This window comes from Amycolatopsis sp. NPDC114504 (assembly GCF_055633595.1).
Genome location: NZ_JBVKDU010000003.1, coordinates 575,596 through 591,000, shown reverse-complemented (window position 1 = coordinate 591,000; position 15,405 = coordinate 575,596). Strand labels below are relative to the sequence as shown.

At 72.6% G+C, this 15,405-nt stretch carries 8 protein-coding genes; 6 read left to right on the top strand and 2 right to left on the bottom strand.

Translation table 11 applies throughout. The features are described 5' to 3' along the window. Window positions 1-11 precede the first annotated feature (11 nt). From ACZ7PG_RS24085 to ACZ7PG_RS24065, 5 genes are read left to right on the top strand one after another with little or no spacing between them, the layout of a single operon-like run. A complete protein-coding gene (locus tag ACZ7PG_RS24085; RefSeq protein WP_470241341.1) occupies window positions 12-5,849 on the top strand; it encodes an SDR family NAD(P)-dependent oxidoreductase in 5,838 nt (1,945 codons plus the stop codon). After that, a complete protein-coding gene (locus ACZ7PG_RS24080; protein ID WP_470241340.1) occupies window positions 5,843-9,670 on the top strand; it encodes a beta-ketoacyl synthase N-terminal-like domain-containing protein in 3,828 nt (1,275 codons plus the stop codon). Before ACZ7PG_RS24085 ends, ACZ7PG_RS24080 begins: the two co-directional genes overlap by 7 nt. Beyond that, window positions 9,667-9,951 carry an acyl carrier protein gene (locus tag ACZ7PG_RS24075; RefSeq protein ID WP_470241339.1) on the top strand — a complete coding sequence of 95 codons (285 nt, stop codon included), beginning with the start codon at window positions 9,667-9,669 and terminating at the stop codon, window positions 9,949-9,951. Before ACZ7PG_RS24080 ends, ACZ7PG_RS24075 begins: the two co-directional genes overlap by 4 nt. Continuing rightward, complete coding sequence (locus tag ACZ7PG_RS24070) at window positions 9,939-10,715, top strand: alpha/beta fold hydrolase (RefSeq protein WP_470241338.1); 777 nt, start codon at window positions 9,939-9,941, stop codon at window positions 10,713-10,715. Before ACZ7PG_RS24075 ends, ACZ7PG_RS24070 begins: the two co-directional genes overlap by 13 nt. Then, a complete protein-coding gene (locus tag ACZ7PG_RS24065; protein ID WP_470241337.1) occupies window positions 10,712-11,818 on the top strand; it encodes a glycosyltransferase in 1,107 nt (368 codons plus the stop codon). The genes ACZ7PG_RS24070 and ACZ7PG_RS24065 overlap by 4 nt, the downstream gene beginning before the upstream one ends. Here the strand turns inward: ACZ7PG_RS24065 and ACZ7PG_RS24060 are convergent. Both ACZ7PG_RS24060 and ACZ7PG_RS24055 read right to left on the bottom strand, forming a co-directional pair. Continuing rightward, window positions 11,815-12,648: an ABC transporter permease gene (locus tag ACZ7PG_RS24060; RefSeq protein ID WP_470241336.1), complete on the bottom strand. Its 834-nt coding sequence runs from the start codon at window positions 12,646-12,648 to the stop codon at window positions 11,815-11,817. The two genes, ACZ7PG_RS24065 and ACZ7PG_RS24060, sit on opposite strands and share 4 nt — an antisense overlap. Next, on the bottom strand, window positions 12,645-13,577 hold the full coding sequence (locus ACZ7PG_RS24055) for an ATP-binding cassette domain-containing protein (RefSeq protein ID WP_470241335.1): 933 nt from the start codon (window positions 13,575-13,577) through the stop codon (window positions 12,645-12,647). Before ACZ7PG_RS24055 ends, ACZ7PG_RS24060 begins: the two co-directional genes overlap by 4 nt. A gap of 253 nt (window positions 13,578-13,830) precedes the next feature. Here ACZ7PG_RS24055 and ACZ7PG_RS24050 point away from each other — a divergent pair, with 253 nt between their 5' ends. Then, window positions 13,831-15,372, top strand: coding sequence for a DUF6801 domain-containing protein (locus ACZ7PG_RS24050; protein ID WP_470241334.1), 1,542 nt, complete (start codon window positions 13,831-13,833; stop codon window positions 15,370-15,372). The last annotated feature ends 33 nt before the right edge of the window (window positions 15,373-15,405 follow it).

Genomic DNA, 15,405 nt, shown 5'->3' with positions numbered 1-15,405 from the left:
GAGGTCCGCCGATGGCCGAGCTCGTCCCGCCGTCGCACGCTCGACGGCTGCGGTGCCTGGGCATCGGCGATCCCGGCGCGGTGGCCGCCGTCGCCCGCGGCGGCGGCCTCGGGGTGCTCGACGGCGCCGATCCGGCCGACCTCCGGCTCGTCGCGGCGCGGGTCCGGGTGCCCTACGGGGTGCGCACGGACGGCCCGGTTCCCGAGGGGGCCGCCTTCGCTGTCCGCACGAAGGCGCCGTGGACCGGCGCTCTCGCCGAGGTGTCCGACGTCGCCACGGCCGCTGAGGCCGTCGAGGGCGGCGCGCTGGGTCTTCTCGCCCGAGGCGGCGAGCTCAGCGACTTCGTCCTGTTGCAACAGCTTCTCGGTGCGTTCGAGGTCCCGGTGTGGGGCAGCGTGGCCGGCCCGCGGACGGCGTTGGGGGCGCTGGCCGGAGGTGCGGCCGGAGTGCTCGTCGAGTCCACAGTGGATGCGGACGTCCGCCGGATCATCGGCGCCGAAGTGTCTGTGGCGACGTCCGAGCGGCTGTGCCGGACGTTGGGCAGCGCGCTCCCGGTCGTCCAGGGACCGATGACGCGGGTCAGCGACCAGCCGGGGTTCGCGGCCGCGGTCGCCGAAGCGGGCGGGTTCCCGTTCGTCGCGGTGGCCACGGCGAACGGCGCGCGCACCACGCAGCTGCTGACCGCCACCGCCGAACGGCTCGGCGACCGGCCGTGGGGTGCGGGCATCCTGGGCTTCGTCCCCGACGACCTGCGGGTCGAGCAGCTCGCCGCGATCCGTGCGGCGCGGCCGCGGTGCGTGCTGGTCGCGGGCGGGAAACCGGGGCAGGTCAAGGCTTTGGAGGCCGAGGGGATCGCGACGTTCGTGCACGTCCCGTCGCCGATCCTGCTCCGGCAGTACCTCGACGCCGGGGTCCGCCGGTTCGTCTTCGAGGGCGCCGAATGCGGTGGGCACGTCGGGCCGCGGCCGAGTTTCGAGCTGTGGGAGGAACAACTGGCGGTCCTTGGGACGGCCGACGACGTCGAAGTGCTGTTCGCGGGCGGGATCCACGACGCCCGGTCGGCCGCGATGGTCACCGCGATGGCCGCGCCGCTCGACGCCGTCGGCGTCCTGATGGGCACCGCGTACCTCTTCACCGAGGAAGCCGTGGGGCACGGCGCGATCACCGGCCTGTTCCAGGAACGCGCCATCGCCGCCGAGGCGACCGTCACGCTCGAGACCGCGCCGGGGCATCGCACGCGGTGCCTGCCGAGTCCGTACACGACGGAGTTCGAGCAGGTCAAGGCCGGTCTGGGAGACGTGCCCGCGCAGGAGGCGTGGCAGCGGCTGGAAGAGCTGAACACCGGACGGCTGCGCGTCGCGAGCAAGGGCGTCCGGCGCGACGGCGAGCGGCTGGACGACGGAACCCAGCTCGCCGAGGGCATGTTCATGGCCGGTCAGGTCGCCGTGCTGCGCGACCGCCGGACGACGATCGTCGAGCTGCATGCCGAAGTGACGTCCGGGAAAACCTTTGCTCGCCCGGAACCGGTGTCCACATCGGACAGCAACGACATCGCCGTCATCGGCATGGCCTGCACCTTCCCGGGCGCTCCCGACCTCGAAGCGTTCTGGTCGAACATCCTGCGCGGCGAGGACGCGGTCACCGAGGTCCCGCCGGAACGCTGGGACCCGTCCATCTACTTCGGACAGTCCACTTCGAAGTGGGGTGGGTTCCTGCCGCCGTTGGACGTCGACCCGCTCGACTACGGCATTCCGCCGTCGGCCATGGGTAATATCGACCCCGCGCAGCTGGTGTCGCTGGAGACCGCGCGCCGCGCACTGGCCGACGCGGGGTACGGCGAGCGAAAGTTCGACCGCGAGCACACGAGCGTCGTGTTCGGCGCGGAGGCCGGCGGTGACCTCGCGAACGCGGGCACGCTGCGGTCGCTGCTCGACGGCTACCTCGACGAGGTGCCGCCCGAACTGCTCGCGCAGCTGCCCGCACCGACGGAGGACACGTTCCCGGGCACGCTCGCCAACGTCATCTCCGGCCGGATCGCCAACCGGCTCGACCTCGGCGGCGCGAACTACACCGTGGACGCGGCGTGCGGGTCGTCGCTGGCCGCGCTCGACCTGGCGGCGAAGGAGCTGCGAGCCGGGACGAGCTCGCTGGTGCTGTGCGGCGCGGTCGACCTGCACAACGGCATCCACGACTACCTGATGTTCACCGCGGCCGGCGCACTGTCGCCGACGGGCCGCTGCCGCCCGTTCGACGCGACGGCCGACGGAATAGCGCTGGGCGAGGGCGTCGCATGCCTGGTGCTGAAGCGCCTGTCCGACGCCGAACGCGACGGCGACCGGATTTACGCGCTGGTCAAGGGCGTGGGCGCGGCGAGCGACGGCAAGGCGTTGGGGTTGACGGCGCCGCGTCCGGAAGGTCAGCACCGGGCGCTGGAAAGGGCTTACCGGGACGCGGGAGTGTCCCCTGTGGACGTCGGCCTGGTGGAGGCGCACGGCACCGGAACGGTGGTCGGCGACGCGACGGAGCTGCGGACGTTGACCGAGTTCTTCGCATCGTCGGGCGCGGCGCCGGGTTCGTGCGTGCTGGGGTCGGTGAAGAGCCAGATCGGCCACACGAAGTGCGCGGCGGGGTTGGCGGGGCTGATCAAGGCAACGCTGGCGTTGTGGCACGAGGTGGTGCCGCCGACGCTCAACTTGAGCAGGCCGAACGCGGCGTGGGACCCGGAGGCGAGCCCGTTCACGTTCACGACGGCGGCCCGCCCATGGGCGAACCCGGCCCGGTTGGCGGGAGTCAGCGCGTTCGGCTTCGGCGGGACGAACTTCCATGCGGTGCTCGGGGCGGGACCGGTGTCCCCGGACCGCCGGCATGGTCTGCGGGATTGGGCTCCGGAGGCGGAGGAGGTGCTCGCCGAAATCGGGCGCAGTGCGGCCGGGTTGCCGACCGGGGAGGCCCGGCCCGCCGGCGCCGGCGCAGCCAGGCCCGGCTCGGGCAAAGTGGCCGCGGGCATGGCTGGTGCGGCCGGGGTTAGCGCGGGCGGAGTGGGCGCGGGCAAGGTTGCCTTCCTCTTCCCCGGCCAGGGGAGCCAGCGCACCGGTATGCTCGGCGAGCTTTTCGTGCACTTCCCCGAACTCGCCGACCTGCTCCGGCTCGCCCCCGATGTCGCCGCGAAAGCGTTTCCGCCCCGAGCCTTCGATCCCGAGGCAGCCGAGGCGCAAGAGCAAGCCCTCACCGATACCCGCGTGGCCCAGCCCGCGCTCGGGTTGGTCGAGACTGCCGTCGCGTGGCTGCTGGAGCAAGTCGGCGTCCGGCCGGACTTCCTTGCCGGGCATTCCTACGGTGAGCTCGTCGCACTGTCGGTCGCCGGCGCGTTTGACACCGAGGCTTTGCTGAGGCTGAGCCGAGCCCGCGCGAACGCCATCGCCGACGTCGCGCAGCCCGGCACTATGGCCGCCGTGAGGGCGTCGCGGGATCTGCTCACCTCGACCCTCATCGGCCCGGATGTCGTCATCGCCAACCACAACGCCCCCGAGCAGGCCGTCCTCTCCGGGCCGACCGCCGCCATCGAACGGGCGATCCGGAGGCTGCGTGAGACCGGCATCGCCGCCCAGCGGATCCCCGTTGCCTGTGCCTTTCACAGCCCTCTGGTCGCCGAAGCCGGTGATCTCTTCGCGAAAGCGCTGGCCGGAGAGTCCATTGAGGACCCGCACGGAACAGTGTGGTCGAACCGGACCGCGAAACCGTACGACGGCGACGTCAAAAGCGAACTGGCCGCCCAGATCGGTGCACCCGTGCGGTTCCTCGACCAGATCGAAGCCATGTACGACGCCGGCGCGCGGACGTTCGTCGAGGTGGGTCCGGGGCGGGTGCTGACCAAGCTCGTTGCCGAGATTCTCAGCGACCGGCCGCACACCGTTGTCGCCTGTGGACCCGATCTCACGGCCTTCCTGACCGCCCTGCGCAGCCTCGCGCGAGCCGGGGTCGACGTCCGCGTCGAGCGTCTGATGCGACAGAAACCTCCCGCGCCGTCCCCGACCGCCTGGGCCGTCGATGGGCGGTCCGCTCGCGCGCCCGGTTCCGGGGCGCCCGCTCTTCGCCCGGCTCGACGAATCTCCGTGAAACAAGGGAGTTCCGCCATGACCCAGCCCGCTCCCGGTCGCGACCAGGCGGTCGTCGACTTCCTGCGCACCACCCGTGAACTCGTCGCCGCCCAGCGGGAGGTCATGCTCGGCTACCTGGGCAGCGCGCCCGCCCCCGCGCCCGTCGTGATCCAGGAGCCCGAACCCCAGCCGGAACCACAGCCCGAACCACAACCCGAAGCCCCGGCCGACGTCCTCACCACCGTGATCGGCGTGATCAGCGAACGCACCGGCTACCCGCCCGAGATGATCGCCGGCGATCTCGACCTCGAAGCCGACCTCTCGATCGACTCCATCAAACGCACCGAGATCGCCGGGACGCTGCTGGGCCGGCTCGGCCTGCCCGCCGACGACCGCACCGACCAGCTCAGCCGTGACCGCACCGCCGACGCCCTCACCGCGCACCTCAAGAGCTGGCTGACCCGGGCGAGCGCGCCGCGCCGGTACCGCCTGGAGCGCGTGCCGGTGCCGCTCGACCCGGATCCCGCGCGGCTGCGCGGCAAGTCCGTCGCGATCGTGGGCGACGACGATTCCGTGCGGGCCGCGTTCGCCGCAGCCGGGGCGGAGATCGTCACCCGCGACGCGGACCTCACGATCGTGCTCGACGACGACGTCCTGCACGTGTTCGCCCAGCTCAAGGCGCTGAAGGGCACCGTGCTGATCGCAGCGAAGCCGGGGACGGCCGGGCTCCGTGGCCTCGTGCGGTCGGCCGCGCTGGAACGCGACGGTGTCACCAGGCTCGTCGAGTTGACGCAGGACGTCGCGAAGACCCTGGTGGACGAGGCTCTCAGCGACGGGCCTTCGGTGGTCGGCCACGACGAGACCGGCCGCTTCACGATCGAACCGCGGCCCGTCGATCTCGGGTCGATCGCGTACTCCGGCGCCGGGCCGGGTGGTGGTGAGCTGGCCGCGCTCGGGCTCGGGCCGGACTCCGTCGTGCTGCTGGTCGGCGGCGCCCGCGGGATCACCGCCCGCGCGGCGATCGCGTTCGCCGCGTCCGGCTGCCGGATCGAGCTGGCCGGCCGCACGGCGTGGCCCGGTGAGCCGGACGACCTGCCCGAAGACCCCACCGCGATGCGCGCGGTGCTGGCCGGGCGCGGTGGTTCGGTCGCCGACATCGAACGTCGCGTGCGGACCGTGCTGGCCCAGCGCGAGATCGGCCGCACCCTCGACGAGATCCGGGCCGCCGGCGGGGACCCGGCCTACCGGACGCTCGACGTGCGTGACCCGGACGCCGTGCGCCACCTCGTCGGGAACCTGCCCGGCCGCCTCGACGGCGTCGTCTTCGCGGCCGGGGTCATCGACGACAAGCTCATGGCGGACAAGGACGAGGAGTCGTTTCGGACCGTCTACGAGACCAAAGTGGATGGTGCACGTACCTTGCTCGACACGCTCGACGTCGAGCCTGGGTTCGTCGCGTTCTTCGGCAGCATCGCCGCGGTGCTCGGCAACCGCGGCCAGACTGACTACGCCGCGGCGAACGACGCGCTGGAAGCCTTGGGACGAGACTGGCCCGGTCGCGCCGTGACCGTCCACTGGGGACCGTGGGCGCCCGCGGACGACCACGGCGGCATGGTGTCGCCGGAGCTCGCACGCGAGTACGAACGCCGTGACATCAGTCTGCTCGACGCGGACGAGGGCACCGCCGCGCTGCTGCGCGAACTCGCCTATGGCACGGACCGCGCGGTTCTGTACACGGCGTCGTTGTGGTGAGCCAGGAGCCGGTCGCGATCGTCGGCATGGGTGTGTTCCTGCCCGGCGCGTCCACAGTGGACCAATACTGGCGCAACCTCGCCGACGGTGTCGACGCCGTCACCGAGATCCCGCCGCACCGCCGGGACCCGGCGTTCCACGGCCACGACGCCACCGCGCAGGACCGGACCCACGGCCGCCGCGGCGGCTTCGCCCCCGACACCCTCGAGTTCGACCCGATCGCCCACGGCGTCCAGCCGACGTCGCTCGAAGGCACCGAGCCGGACCAGCTGACGGCGCTGGCCGTCGCCGTGGCCGCGGTCGACGACGCCGGTGGCCTCGGCCGGCTCGGCGACCCCGAACGCATCGGCGTCGTGCTCGGCCGGGGTGGCTACCTCTCGCCCGGGCTGCGGGGCTTCGACCAGCGCGTCCGCACCGTCCGGCAGATCACCCGCACGGTCGGCGAGCTCATGCCCGCGCCCGGGCCGGACGTCCTCGACCGGTTGCGGACCGCGCTGCTGGAACCCCTCGGCGAGTTCCGGCCGGAGACCGCGGCCGGGCTCGTGCCGAACCTCGCCGCGGCCCGCGTCGCCAACCGGCTCGACCTCGGCGGCCCGGCGTACACAGTGGACGCTGCCTGCGCGTCCTCGCTGGTCGCGGTCGACCAGGCGATCGGGGAACTGACCCGGCACCGCTGCGACGTCGTCCTCGCCGGCGGCACCCACCAGACGCACGACGACACGCTCTGGTCGCTGTTCACCCAGCTCGGCGCGCTCTCGCCGAGCCAGCGGATCAGCCCGCTCTCCCGCGCGGCCGACGGCATGCTCATCGGCGAAGGCACCGCGCTCGTCGTGCTCAAGCGGCTGGCCGACGCGCGCCGCGACGGCGACCGCGTGTACGCCGTGATCCGCGGCAGCGGCACGTCGAGCGACGGGCGGGCCGCGAGCCTGCTCAGCCCGTCCGTCGCCGGGCAGACGCTCGCGCTGCGCCGGGCGTGGGAAGGGCTCGACTCGGCGGAGATCGGCCTGCTGGAGGCCCACGGCACCGCCACCCCCACCGGCGACGCCGTCGAGCTGACGACCGTCGCCGACTTCTTCGGGCAAGCGGCGGGGACGCGGTCGGTGATCGGCTCGGTCAAGTCGATGATCGGGCACACGCTGCCGACGGCCGGCGTCGCCGGGCTGGTCAAGGTGGCGCTCGCCCTGCACCACGGCGTGCTGCCGCCGACGCTCAACTGCGCCGATCCGAACCCGCTGCTGGACAAGACGCGGTTCCGGGTGCTGGCCGAGGCCGAGCCGTGGGGCGCGCTGCCCCGCGTCGGCGCGGTCAACGCTTTCGGCTTCGGCGGCGTGAACGCGCACGTCGTGCTGGAGGCCGGTGATCCTGCGCCGAAACGGCGGGTCCGCGTCGACGAGCCGGAACGCGTGCTGCGGCTGGCCGCGAACACCCCCGGGGAGCTCCTGGACCGGCTCGACCGGCCCGGCGAGGGTGACGGCCCCTGCCGGCTCGGGATCGTCGGACCGGACGACCGCAAGCTGGCCACGGCCCGGAAGGTGCTCGCCAAGGTGGCGGCCGAGGGCCGGTCGTGGCACGGCGGTGGCGACGTCTGGTGCTCTGTCGACCCGCTGCTTCCCGGCGGCAAGACCGCGTTCATCCATCCTGGACTGGAGGCCGGTGCGGAACCGCGCATCGACGACGTGGCCAAGCACTTCGGGCTCGACCATCCACAGTGGTCGACCGACAGCGTGCTCGACCGCGCGGCGAGCGTGTCGGCGACCGGGCTGGTGCTCGGTGAAGCCCTGCGGCGGCTGGCGATCCGGCCGGACGCGCTGGCCGGGCACAGCGTCGGCGAGTGGACCGCGATGCAGGCCGCCGGGATGTACCGGGCCGAGCCGGGCCTCCTCGAACGCTACTGGCCCGGCGGGTTCGAACTGCCCGACGCGGACTACCTGGTGCTGGGCTGCCCGGCCGCGCGAGTCGCGGAGCTGCTGCCCGGCGACCTGGTGGTCTCGCACGAGAACGCGACGAAGCAGACGATCGTGTGCGGCCCGCCCGACGTCGTCGCGAAGTTCGCCGAGACGTGCCGTGGCCTCGGGATCGTGGCCCGGACGCTGCCGTTCCGGTCCGGCTTCCACACCCCGCTGATGCGGCCGCACCTCGCGCCGTTCGCGCGGTTGGCCGCGGAGCTGGACCTGCGCGAACCGGCGGTGCCGGTGTGGTCGGCGACGACCGCGCGGCCCTACCCGGCCGAGCCGGACGCGGTCCGCGAGCTCTACCTCGTGCACCTGATCCGCCCGGTCCGGTTCCGTGAACTGACCGAAGCACTGCACGACGCCGGGTTCCGCGCGTTCGTGCAGGTCGGCGCCGGGCAGCTCGGCTCGTACGTCACCGACACGCTCGGCGAGCGGCGGCACCTGGTCGTCGCGGCCGCGTCCGGCACCCGGTCCGGGCTCGCGCAGCTGCGCCGCGTGGCGACCGCGTTGTGGACCGAAGGCGGCGACCCGGACTTCGCGGCCCTGGAGCCGCGGAGGATCCGGCTCACCACCGGGAACTCCCTGCTGTCGCTGGGAGATTCGGCACGGGGGTTGCTCGACGAGCCTGCTCTGCCCGCCGGGGTGCCGGACGCGATCGTCGCCGAGTTCACCGCCCTGCTCGACGAGACCCGCCGGACCGCGGCGGACGTCGTGGCGGCGGCCGCGAGCCGGCGCGTCGAGTCCACTGTGGATGTCTCGCTGGCCGCGATGCCGTACCTGCGGGACCACCGGTTCTTCCGGCAGCGCGAAGGCTGGCCCGACGAGTCCGACTTCCGGCCCGTGGTGCCGGCGACGACGCTGGTGGACCTCGCCTGCCGGACCGTCGAACGCACCTGGCCGGGCGTGACGGCCGTCGCTGTGCGGGACGCCGTGTTCTCGCGGTGGCTGATCGCGACGCCGGCGCAGCACGTGCCGCTGTCGATGAGCCGTGAGGGCGACCGCGTGACCGTCGAGATCGGACCGTACGCACTGCTGACCGTCGAGCTGGGGGCGTACGCTCCGCCGCCGTCCCCGGCCGGGATACCCGGCCCGGAGACGGAACCGCCGCTGACCGCGGAAGAGATCTACGAGCAGCGGGAGATGTTCCACGGGCCGTCCTACCGGGGCCTGTCCCGGCTGACCGGCCTCGGCGAGCAGCACATCCGCGGCGAGCTGGTCGTCCCGGACGCGCCCGGCGGGCTGCTCGACAACGTCGGCCAGTTGCTCGGCTGCTGGCTGATGGCGGCCCGCTCCGACGGCCTGCTCGCCTTCCCGCGGTCGATCGGCCGGCTCGTCTGGCACGGGCCGGAACCCGCGCCCGGGACGCGCGTCGGCTGCCAGGTGCGTGTCCGGCTGCCCCGGCCCGACGTGCTCGAGATGGACGCCGAGCTGGTGCGCGACGGCCGCGTGCTCGCGAGCATCGAGGGCTGGCGGGACGTCCGGTTCCCCTGCGACCGCGCGGCCCACCGCGTGTACGCGTTCCCGGACCGCCACCAGCTCGCGGACCGGCGGGACGACGGCTCGGTCGCGGTCACCGACCGCTGGCCGACGGTCGCCGCGCGGGACATCTACGCCGGCATCTACCTCAGCGCCGAGGAACGCGCCGAGTTCGCCGCCGTGCCGCCACGGCGAGCTCGCGGCTGGCTGCTGGAGCGCATCGCCGCGAAGGACGCCGTCCGGTCCCGGCTGACCGAACCCGTCTACCCGGCGGAGATCCGCGTCCACGACGACGGGCGGGTGTCCGGCCGCGGCCGGACGCTCCCGGACTTCGCCGTCACGGTCGAGCTGACCGGGGACACCGCCATCGCCCACCTCAGGAGCACGCCATGACCACCGACCACGCGTCCGCGACCTTCGACGTCGTCGCCGAGCTGCTCACCGAGCTCGTCGGCGACGTGCTCGGCATCGAGATCACGCCCGAGACGACGTTCCACGAGGACCTGCAGCTGGAGAGCATCGACCTGGTGACCTTCGCGAGCATCCTCGCCGAGCACTTCGGCGCCGAGGTCAACCTCGCCGAGTACCTGGCGGAGCAGGACCTCGACGACGTCATCGGGCTGACCGTCGGCGACATCGCCCGGTTCGTGGGGGAGCGCACGTGCCCACGATGACCGTGAACGGGCTGCGCACCAACGTGCAGCTCGTGCCGGCCGGCGGCACCGAGACCGTGGTGTTCCTGCACGGCATGGGCACCGACAGCCTGGCGAGCTTCTACCTCACGCTGGCCCCGCCGGTCGCCGCCGCCGGCATCGACGTCATCAGTTACGACCTGCGCGGGCACGGCAAGACCGAGCGGCCGGTGCACGGGTACACACTTGCGGACTTCGTCGCCGACCTCGACGACCTGCTGAAGCAGCTCGGCGTCGACCGGCCGGTGCACCTGGTGGGCAACAGCTTCGGCGGGACGCTCGCCTACAGCTACGCGGTGGCCAATCCTTCGCGCGTGCGCAGCATCGTGTGCATCGAGTCGGAACCCGCGACCGAGGTGTGGGCCGGCAAGATGGCCGAGATCCTCGCGCACACCATGAAGTTCCTGCAGGTCGAGGAGAGCTTCGACTGGATCGAGGCGAACTTCAGCGCCCACCACCGGCGGCTCGCGCGGATGGCGGCCGAGCGGATCACGTCGACGAAGATGGCCGAGGAGGTGCCGCTCGGGCCGTTGCTCACGTGGGAGCAGGTGGCGGCGATCGGCTGCCCGGTACTGTCCATTTTGGGCAGTCACGGCTACCAGGCCGACGACCTCGAAGCGCTGACGACGCTGCTGCCGCACGGCGAGCTGCACGTGTTCGAGGGGCAGGGCCACTCGGTGCTGGTCGAGCAGCACCGGGAGGTGCGCGAGCTGGTGCTGCGCTGGATCGAACGGCACGCGGCGTGAGGTTCCTGCTGGTCGTGCCGCCGCTGGCCGGGCACGTGGCGCCGTTGCGCGGGGTGGCTTCGGTTCTGGCCGCACGCGGTCACTCCGTGGCCTGGTGCGGTCCTTCGCCGGAAGTGTCCACTTTGGTCTCGGGCGTCGTGTTCCCAGCGGGCGACTCCACGCCGTTCTCGCTTTCCCTGCGGCCGCCCGAGTTGCGGGGGTTCGCCGCGCTGAAGTACCTCTGGGAGTCGTACCTGGTTCCGTTGGCGGACGCGATGGCGCCGGGGGTCTTGTCGGCCGTCACTTCGTTCAAGCCCGACGTGGTCGTGGTCGACCAGCAGGCGATGGCCGGGGCGCTGGTGGCCGCGCGGTGCGGGCTGCCGTGGGCGACGTCGGCGTCGACGTCGACCGAGCTGGCGGACCCGCTGGGTGCGCTGCCGAAGATCGCGTCCTGGGTTTCCGATCTGCAGGCCGGGTTGCGGGCGAGGCACGGCGTGCTGCTCGGTGACCTGCGGTTCTCGCCGCACCTGGTGCTGGCGTTCACGACGCGGGCGCTGGCCGGTTCGTCTCGCTTGGCGGCTCCGGTGTGTTACGTCGGTCCCGCGCTGCCCGCCGCGTCCGGGGAGTGGTCTCCTGTGGACGATCGGCCGCTGGTCGTGGTGACGCTGGGGACGTCGAACGCCTCGGCGGGGGCTCGGTTCCTCGCGGAGAGCGTGGACGCGCTGGCCGGGATGCCTTCCGTGCAGGGGCTCGTCGTGGACCCCACGGGTGGTTTGGTCAGCGAGAGCGTGCAGCTGGCGCGGCGGGTTCCGCTGGTTTCGGTGTTGGCGCACGCGTCGGTGGTGGTTTGTCACGGCGGGCACAACACGGTGTGCGAGGCACTGGCGGCCGGGGTGCCGCTGGTGGTCGCGCCGATCCGGGACGACCAGTCGATGCTGGCCCAGCAGGTGACGGCGGCGTCGGCGGGCGTCCGGATCCGGTTCGACCGCGCGAAGGCGGCGGACATCCGCAGGGCGATCGAGGCAGCGGATACGTTCCGGCCTGGCGCGGAAAGGATCCGCGAGTCGTTCGAAGCCGCCGGCGGCGCGGAAGAAGCGGCGTCACACCTGGAAGCCCTCGCCTAGGCGCGGGAGCGGAAGGTGCGGGCCGCCAGCGTCGAGCCTGCTACCGCGGCCACCGCCGCGATCGCCAGCGCGGCTGCCACCGACCAGCCGATCGGGCGGGCCAACGCCAGAGCCCGGGTCGCGTCGATCGCGTATGTCAGCGGGTTCACCGCCGAGACCGCGCGGACCCACGCCGGCATCGTGTCCAGGGGCATGTACGCGCTCGAGGAGAACATCAGCGGGAACATGACCACGAACGACGCTGCCTGGAGCGTCTCGGCCTTGCGCAGCCACGTCGTGATCGCGACGAACACCCAGCTCAGGCACCAGCCGACCACCATCGTCAGCAGCAGGGCCAGCCCGAGGCCGGCCACTCCGCCCGCCGGGCGGAAGCCGAGGAAGACCACGCTCGCCAGGGCCGTCACCACCAGCTGGACGCCCAGCCGGGCCGAGTCCGCCAGGGTGCGGGCCACCAGGACCGAGAACAGCGAGATCGGCAGGCAGCGCAGCCGTCCGGTGAAGCCGCCGTAGATCTCCGCCAGCAGGCCCGCGCCCGAGCTCATCGCCGTCGTCATCGCGATGTTGACCAGGGTCGCCGGCACCAGGAAGTTCACGTAACCCTGGTACGCCGCGACGCCCGGCAGCGCCCCGACGCCGCTGAACACCTGGCTGAACAACAGAAGCAGCACCACCGGCTGCAACAGTCCGAAGAAGACCAGCCGCCGGTCGCCGAACGCCGTCCGGAGCGACCTCGCCGCCAGCACGCGGACCTGCGTCCAGAAGCCGGATTCGGGCCAGGCCGCCGGGTCGGCGAGCGCGGCCACCGCCATGCGGTGCCGGGCCTGCGTCACGACGCCGCCGTCCGGTGCAGCGAAAGGTAGACGTCGTCGAGGGTCGGCTCGGTCACCGTCAGGTCCCGCAGCGGCGCGCCGGCCGCGTCGAGCGCGCGCACCAGCACCGGGATGTCGCCCGGCCCGCTCAGCGGCACCGAGAGCACCAGCCCGGTGCGACCCGCCAAGAGACCGAGGCGCGCGAGTGCGTCCACCGCGCGTCGCAACGCCAGTTCGGTGCCGAAGGTCAGCGTCGCCGTCCGGTTGCCGAGCCGCGCCTTGAGCTGCGACGGCGTCCCGGACACGGTGATGTGGCCGAAGCCGAGGACGACGACGTGGTCGGCCAGCCGGTCGGCCTCCTCGAGGTACTGCGTGGTCAGCACGACGGTCGTCCCCCGCGCCGCGAGGCCTTCGACGACCGACCACAGCCCGGACCGGCTGACCGGGTCGAGGCCGGTGGTGGGCTCGTCGAGGAACAGCACCTGCGGCGCGCCGACGAGGCCCGCGGCCAGGTCGAGGCGCCGTCGCATGCCGCCGGAGTAGGTGCCGGCCGGGCGGTCCGCCGCGTCCTCCAGCCCGAACGACGCGATCAGCTCGGCGGCCCGGGCCTGCGCCTGCCGCGGCTTCGCGCCCAGCAGCCGGGCGATCAGCACGAGGTTCCCGCGGCCGGACAGGGCGTCGTCGACCGCGGCGAACTGCCCGGTCACCCCGATCCGGCGCCGGACCGCGCGGCCGCGCTGCACGACGTCGTAGCCGCAGACGCGGGCGGTGCCGGCGCTCGGCCGGACGCGCGTGCTGAGGATGTCGATCAGCGTCGTCTTCCCGGCGCCGTTGTGGCCGAGGACCGCCAGCACCGCGCCGCGGGCGACGCTGAGGCTGATCCCGGCGAGCGCGGTGACTTCACCGTACTGCTTCGCGAGGTCGGTCACGGCGATGACCGGCTGGTTCATGGCCGCTCCTTTCCCTGCCCGAAAAAAGGTATCGGGACACTGCGTCGATGGGCAAGAAGATGGCCGCCATTCGCCGTGCGCGTGACAGTTTCGCCGACGCCGGATAGCACGCGCGTGACAACCGCTGACCTGCGTGACTCTTCCTGGATGGGGCGTTCCCCCGCGCGTGACAAAGAATTCGGGGCAGCTTGTTAACCCGGTTTTACGGAGGTACTTTTCGCTGAAATTCCCCCATTCCCCGAGGTGACGAGCCGTGAAGTTTCCGTGGAAGTCGAGAAAGCCCGCCTACGGCCTCGCCGTCGCGACGGTCGCGGGCATCGCGGCGACCGTCGCGCTGGTCGGGGCGGGGCCGAGCCAGGCCGCGCCGGTGAGCCTGACGCTGAACTACAACTGCCCGTTCCCGCTGATCGGCGACCAGGTCCTGACGGTCAAGATCGACACGAACCTGCCCGACGACGCCGTCGCGGGCGGGGCGTCGACGCCGATCACCTTCGACGTCGACGTCACCGTGCCGGAGACCGCGACCGAGGGGCTGACGCTGGTCGGCGCCACCTCGCTGGACGGGAGCGCGAAGGCCGCGGCCCAGCTCAAGTACCCGGTCGACAAGACGCTGAACCTGAGCCTGCCGCTGACCATCGCCTCGACGCCGGTGCCGGCATCGGGTGCGTTCCACGTCAAGAGCAGCGGCAAGGCGCCGGCCGTGACGTTCCCCAGCCCCGGCACCGCGTCGGTGACGGTCGGGAACTTCAGCACCACGATGACCCCGCGCACCGCCGACGGCCAGCCGACCGACCTCGGCACGTTCACCTCGGACTGCGTCGCGGTGCCGGGCCAGAACCAGCAGCTGGGCACGTTCGAGATCAAGCCGGCGGGCGGCACGACGACGCCCACCACGCCGACGACCCCGACCACACCCACGACGCCGACCACGGAACCGACGACTCCCACCACTGAGCCGACGACTCCGACGACCGAGCCGACCACGCCGACGACGGAACCGACGACGCCCACCACTGAGCCGACCACGCCGACGACGGAGCCCACGACTCCGACGACGGAGCCCACGACCCCGACGACGGAACCGACGACCCCGACCACTGAGCCGACGACTCCGACGACGGAGCCCACGACCCCGACGACCGAACCGACGACTCCGACCACTGAGCCGACCACGCCGACGACGGAGCCCACGACTCCGACGACGGAACCGACCACCCCGACGACCGAGCCGACGACGCCCACCACGGAACCGACCACGCCGACGACCCAGCCGACCACGCCCCCGGGCGGCATCGACGTCAAGTACTCGGTGAAGGGCAAGTCGACCCTCAAGCAGCTGCACGCCACGCTGCCGCTCGGCCCGGGCAGCCTCGACGCCAAGCTCGACGCGGCGTCCGGCAGGTTCGGGGCGCGGCTCGCGCTGCCGAAGTCCGATGTGGACTTCCGTGTGCTCGGCTTCATCCCGGCGTCCGCGACCGTGAAGCTCGTCCAGGTCGGCGCGATCAACGGCACGCTCACCGCCGGCGCGGTCAAGGCGAACGCGCAGGTGGACGTCCAGCTCACCAAGGTCCGCGTGTTCGGCTTCCCGATCCTGTCGTCGACGTCCTGCCACACGGTGAAGCCGGCCGACGTGCCGCTCGCCTCGGCGGCCGGGTTCGACCCGCTCAAGGGCGGCAAGCTGACCGCGACGTACGGCATCCCGCAGTTCACCGGCTGTGGCTTCCTCACCGGCCTGATCACCGGCATCACCTCCGGCCCCGGCAACAAGCTGGAAGTGAACCTGACCAAGAAGTGAAGGGTGACAACAGGAATCGTGAGTGACTACGGG

Excerpts from the sequence above, each read along its gene's own strand:
- ACZ7PG_RS24055 (WP_470241335.1), bottom strand. The coding sequence starts at position 13,577 with ATGAACCAGCCGGTCATCGCCGTGACCGACCTCGCGAAGCAGTACGGT.
- ACZ7PG_RS24085 (WP_470241341.1), top strand. The coding sequence starts at position 12 with ATGGCCGAGCTCGTCCCGCCGTCGCACGCTCGACGGCTGCGGTGCCTG.
- ACZ7PG_RS24075 (WP_470241339.1), top strand. The coding sequence starts at position 9,667 with ATGACCACCGACCACGCGTCCGCGACCTTCGACGTCGTCGCCGAGCTG.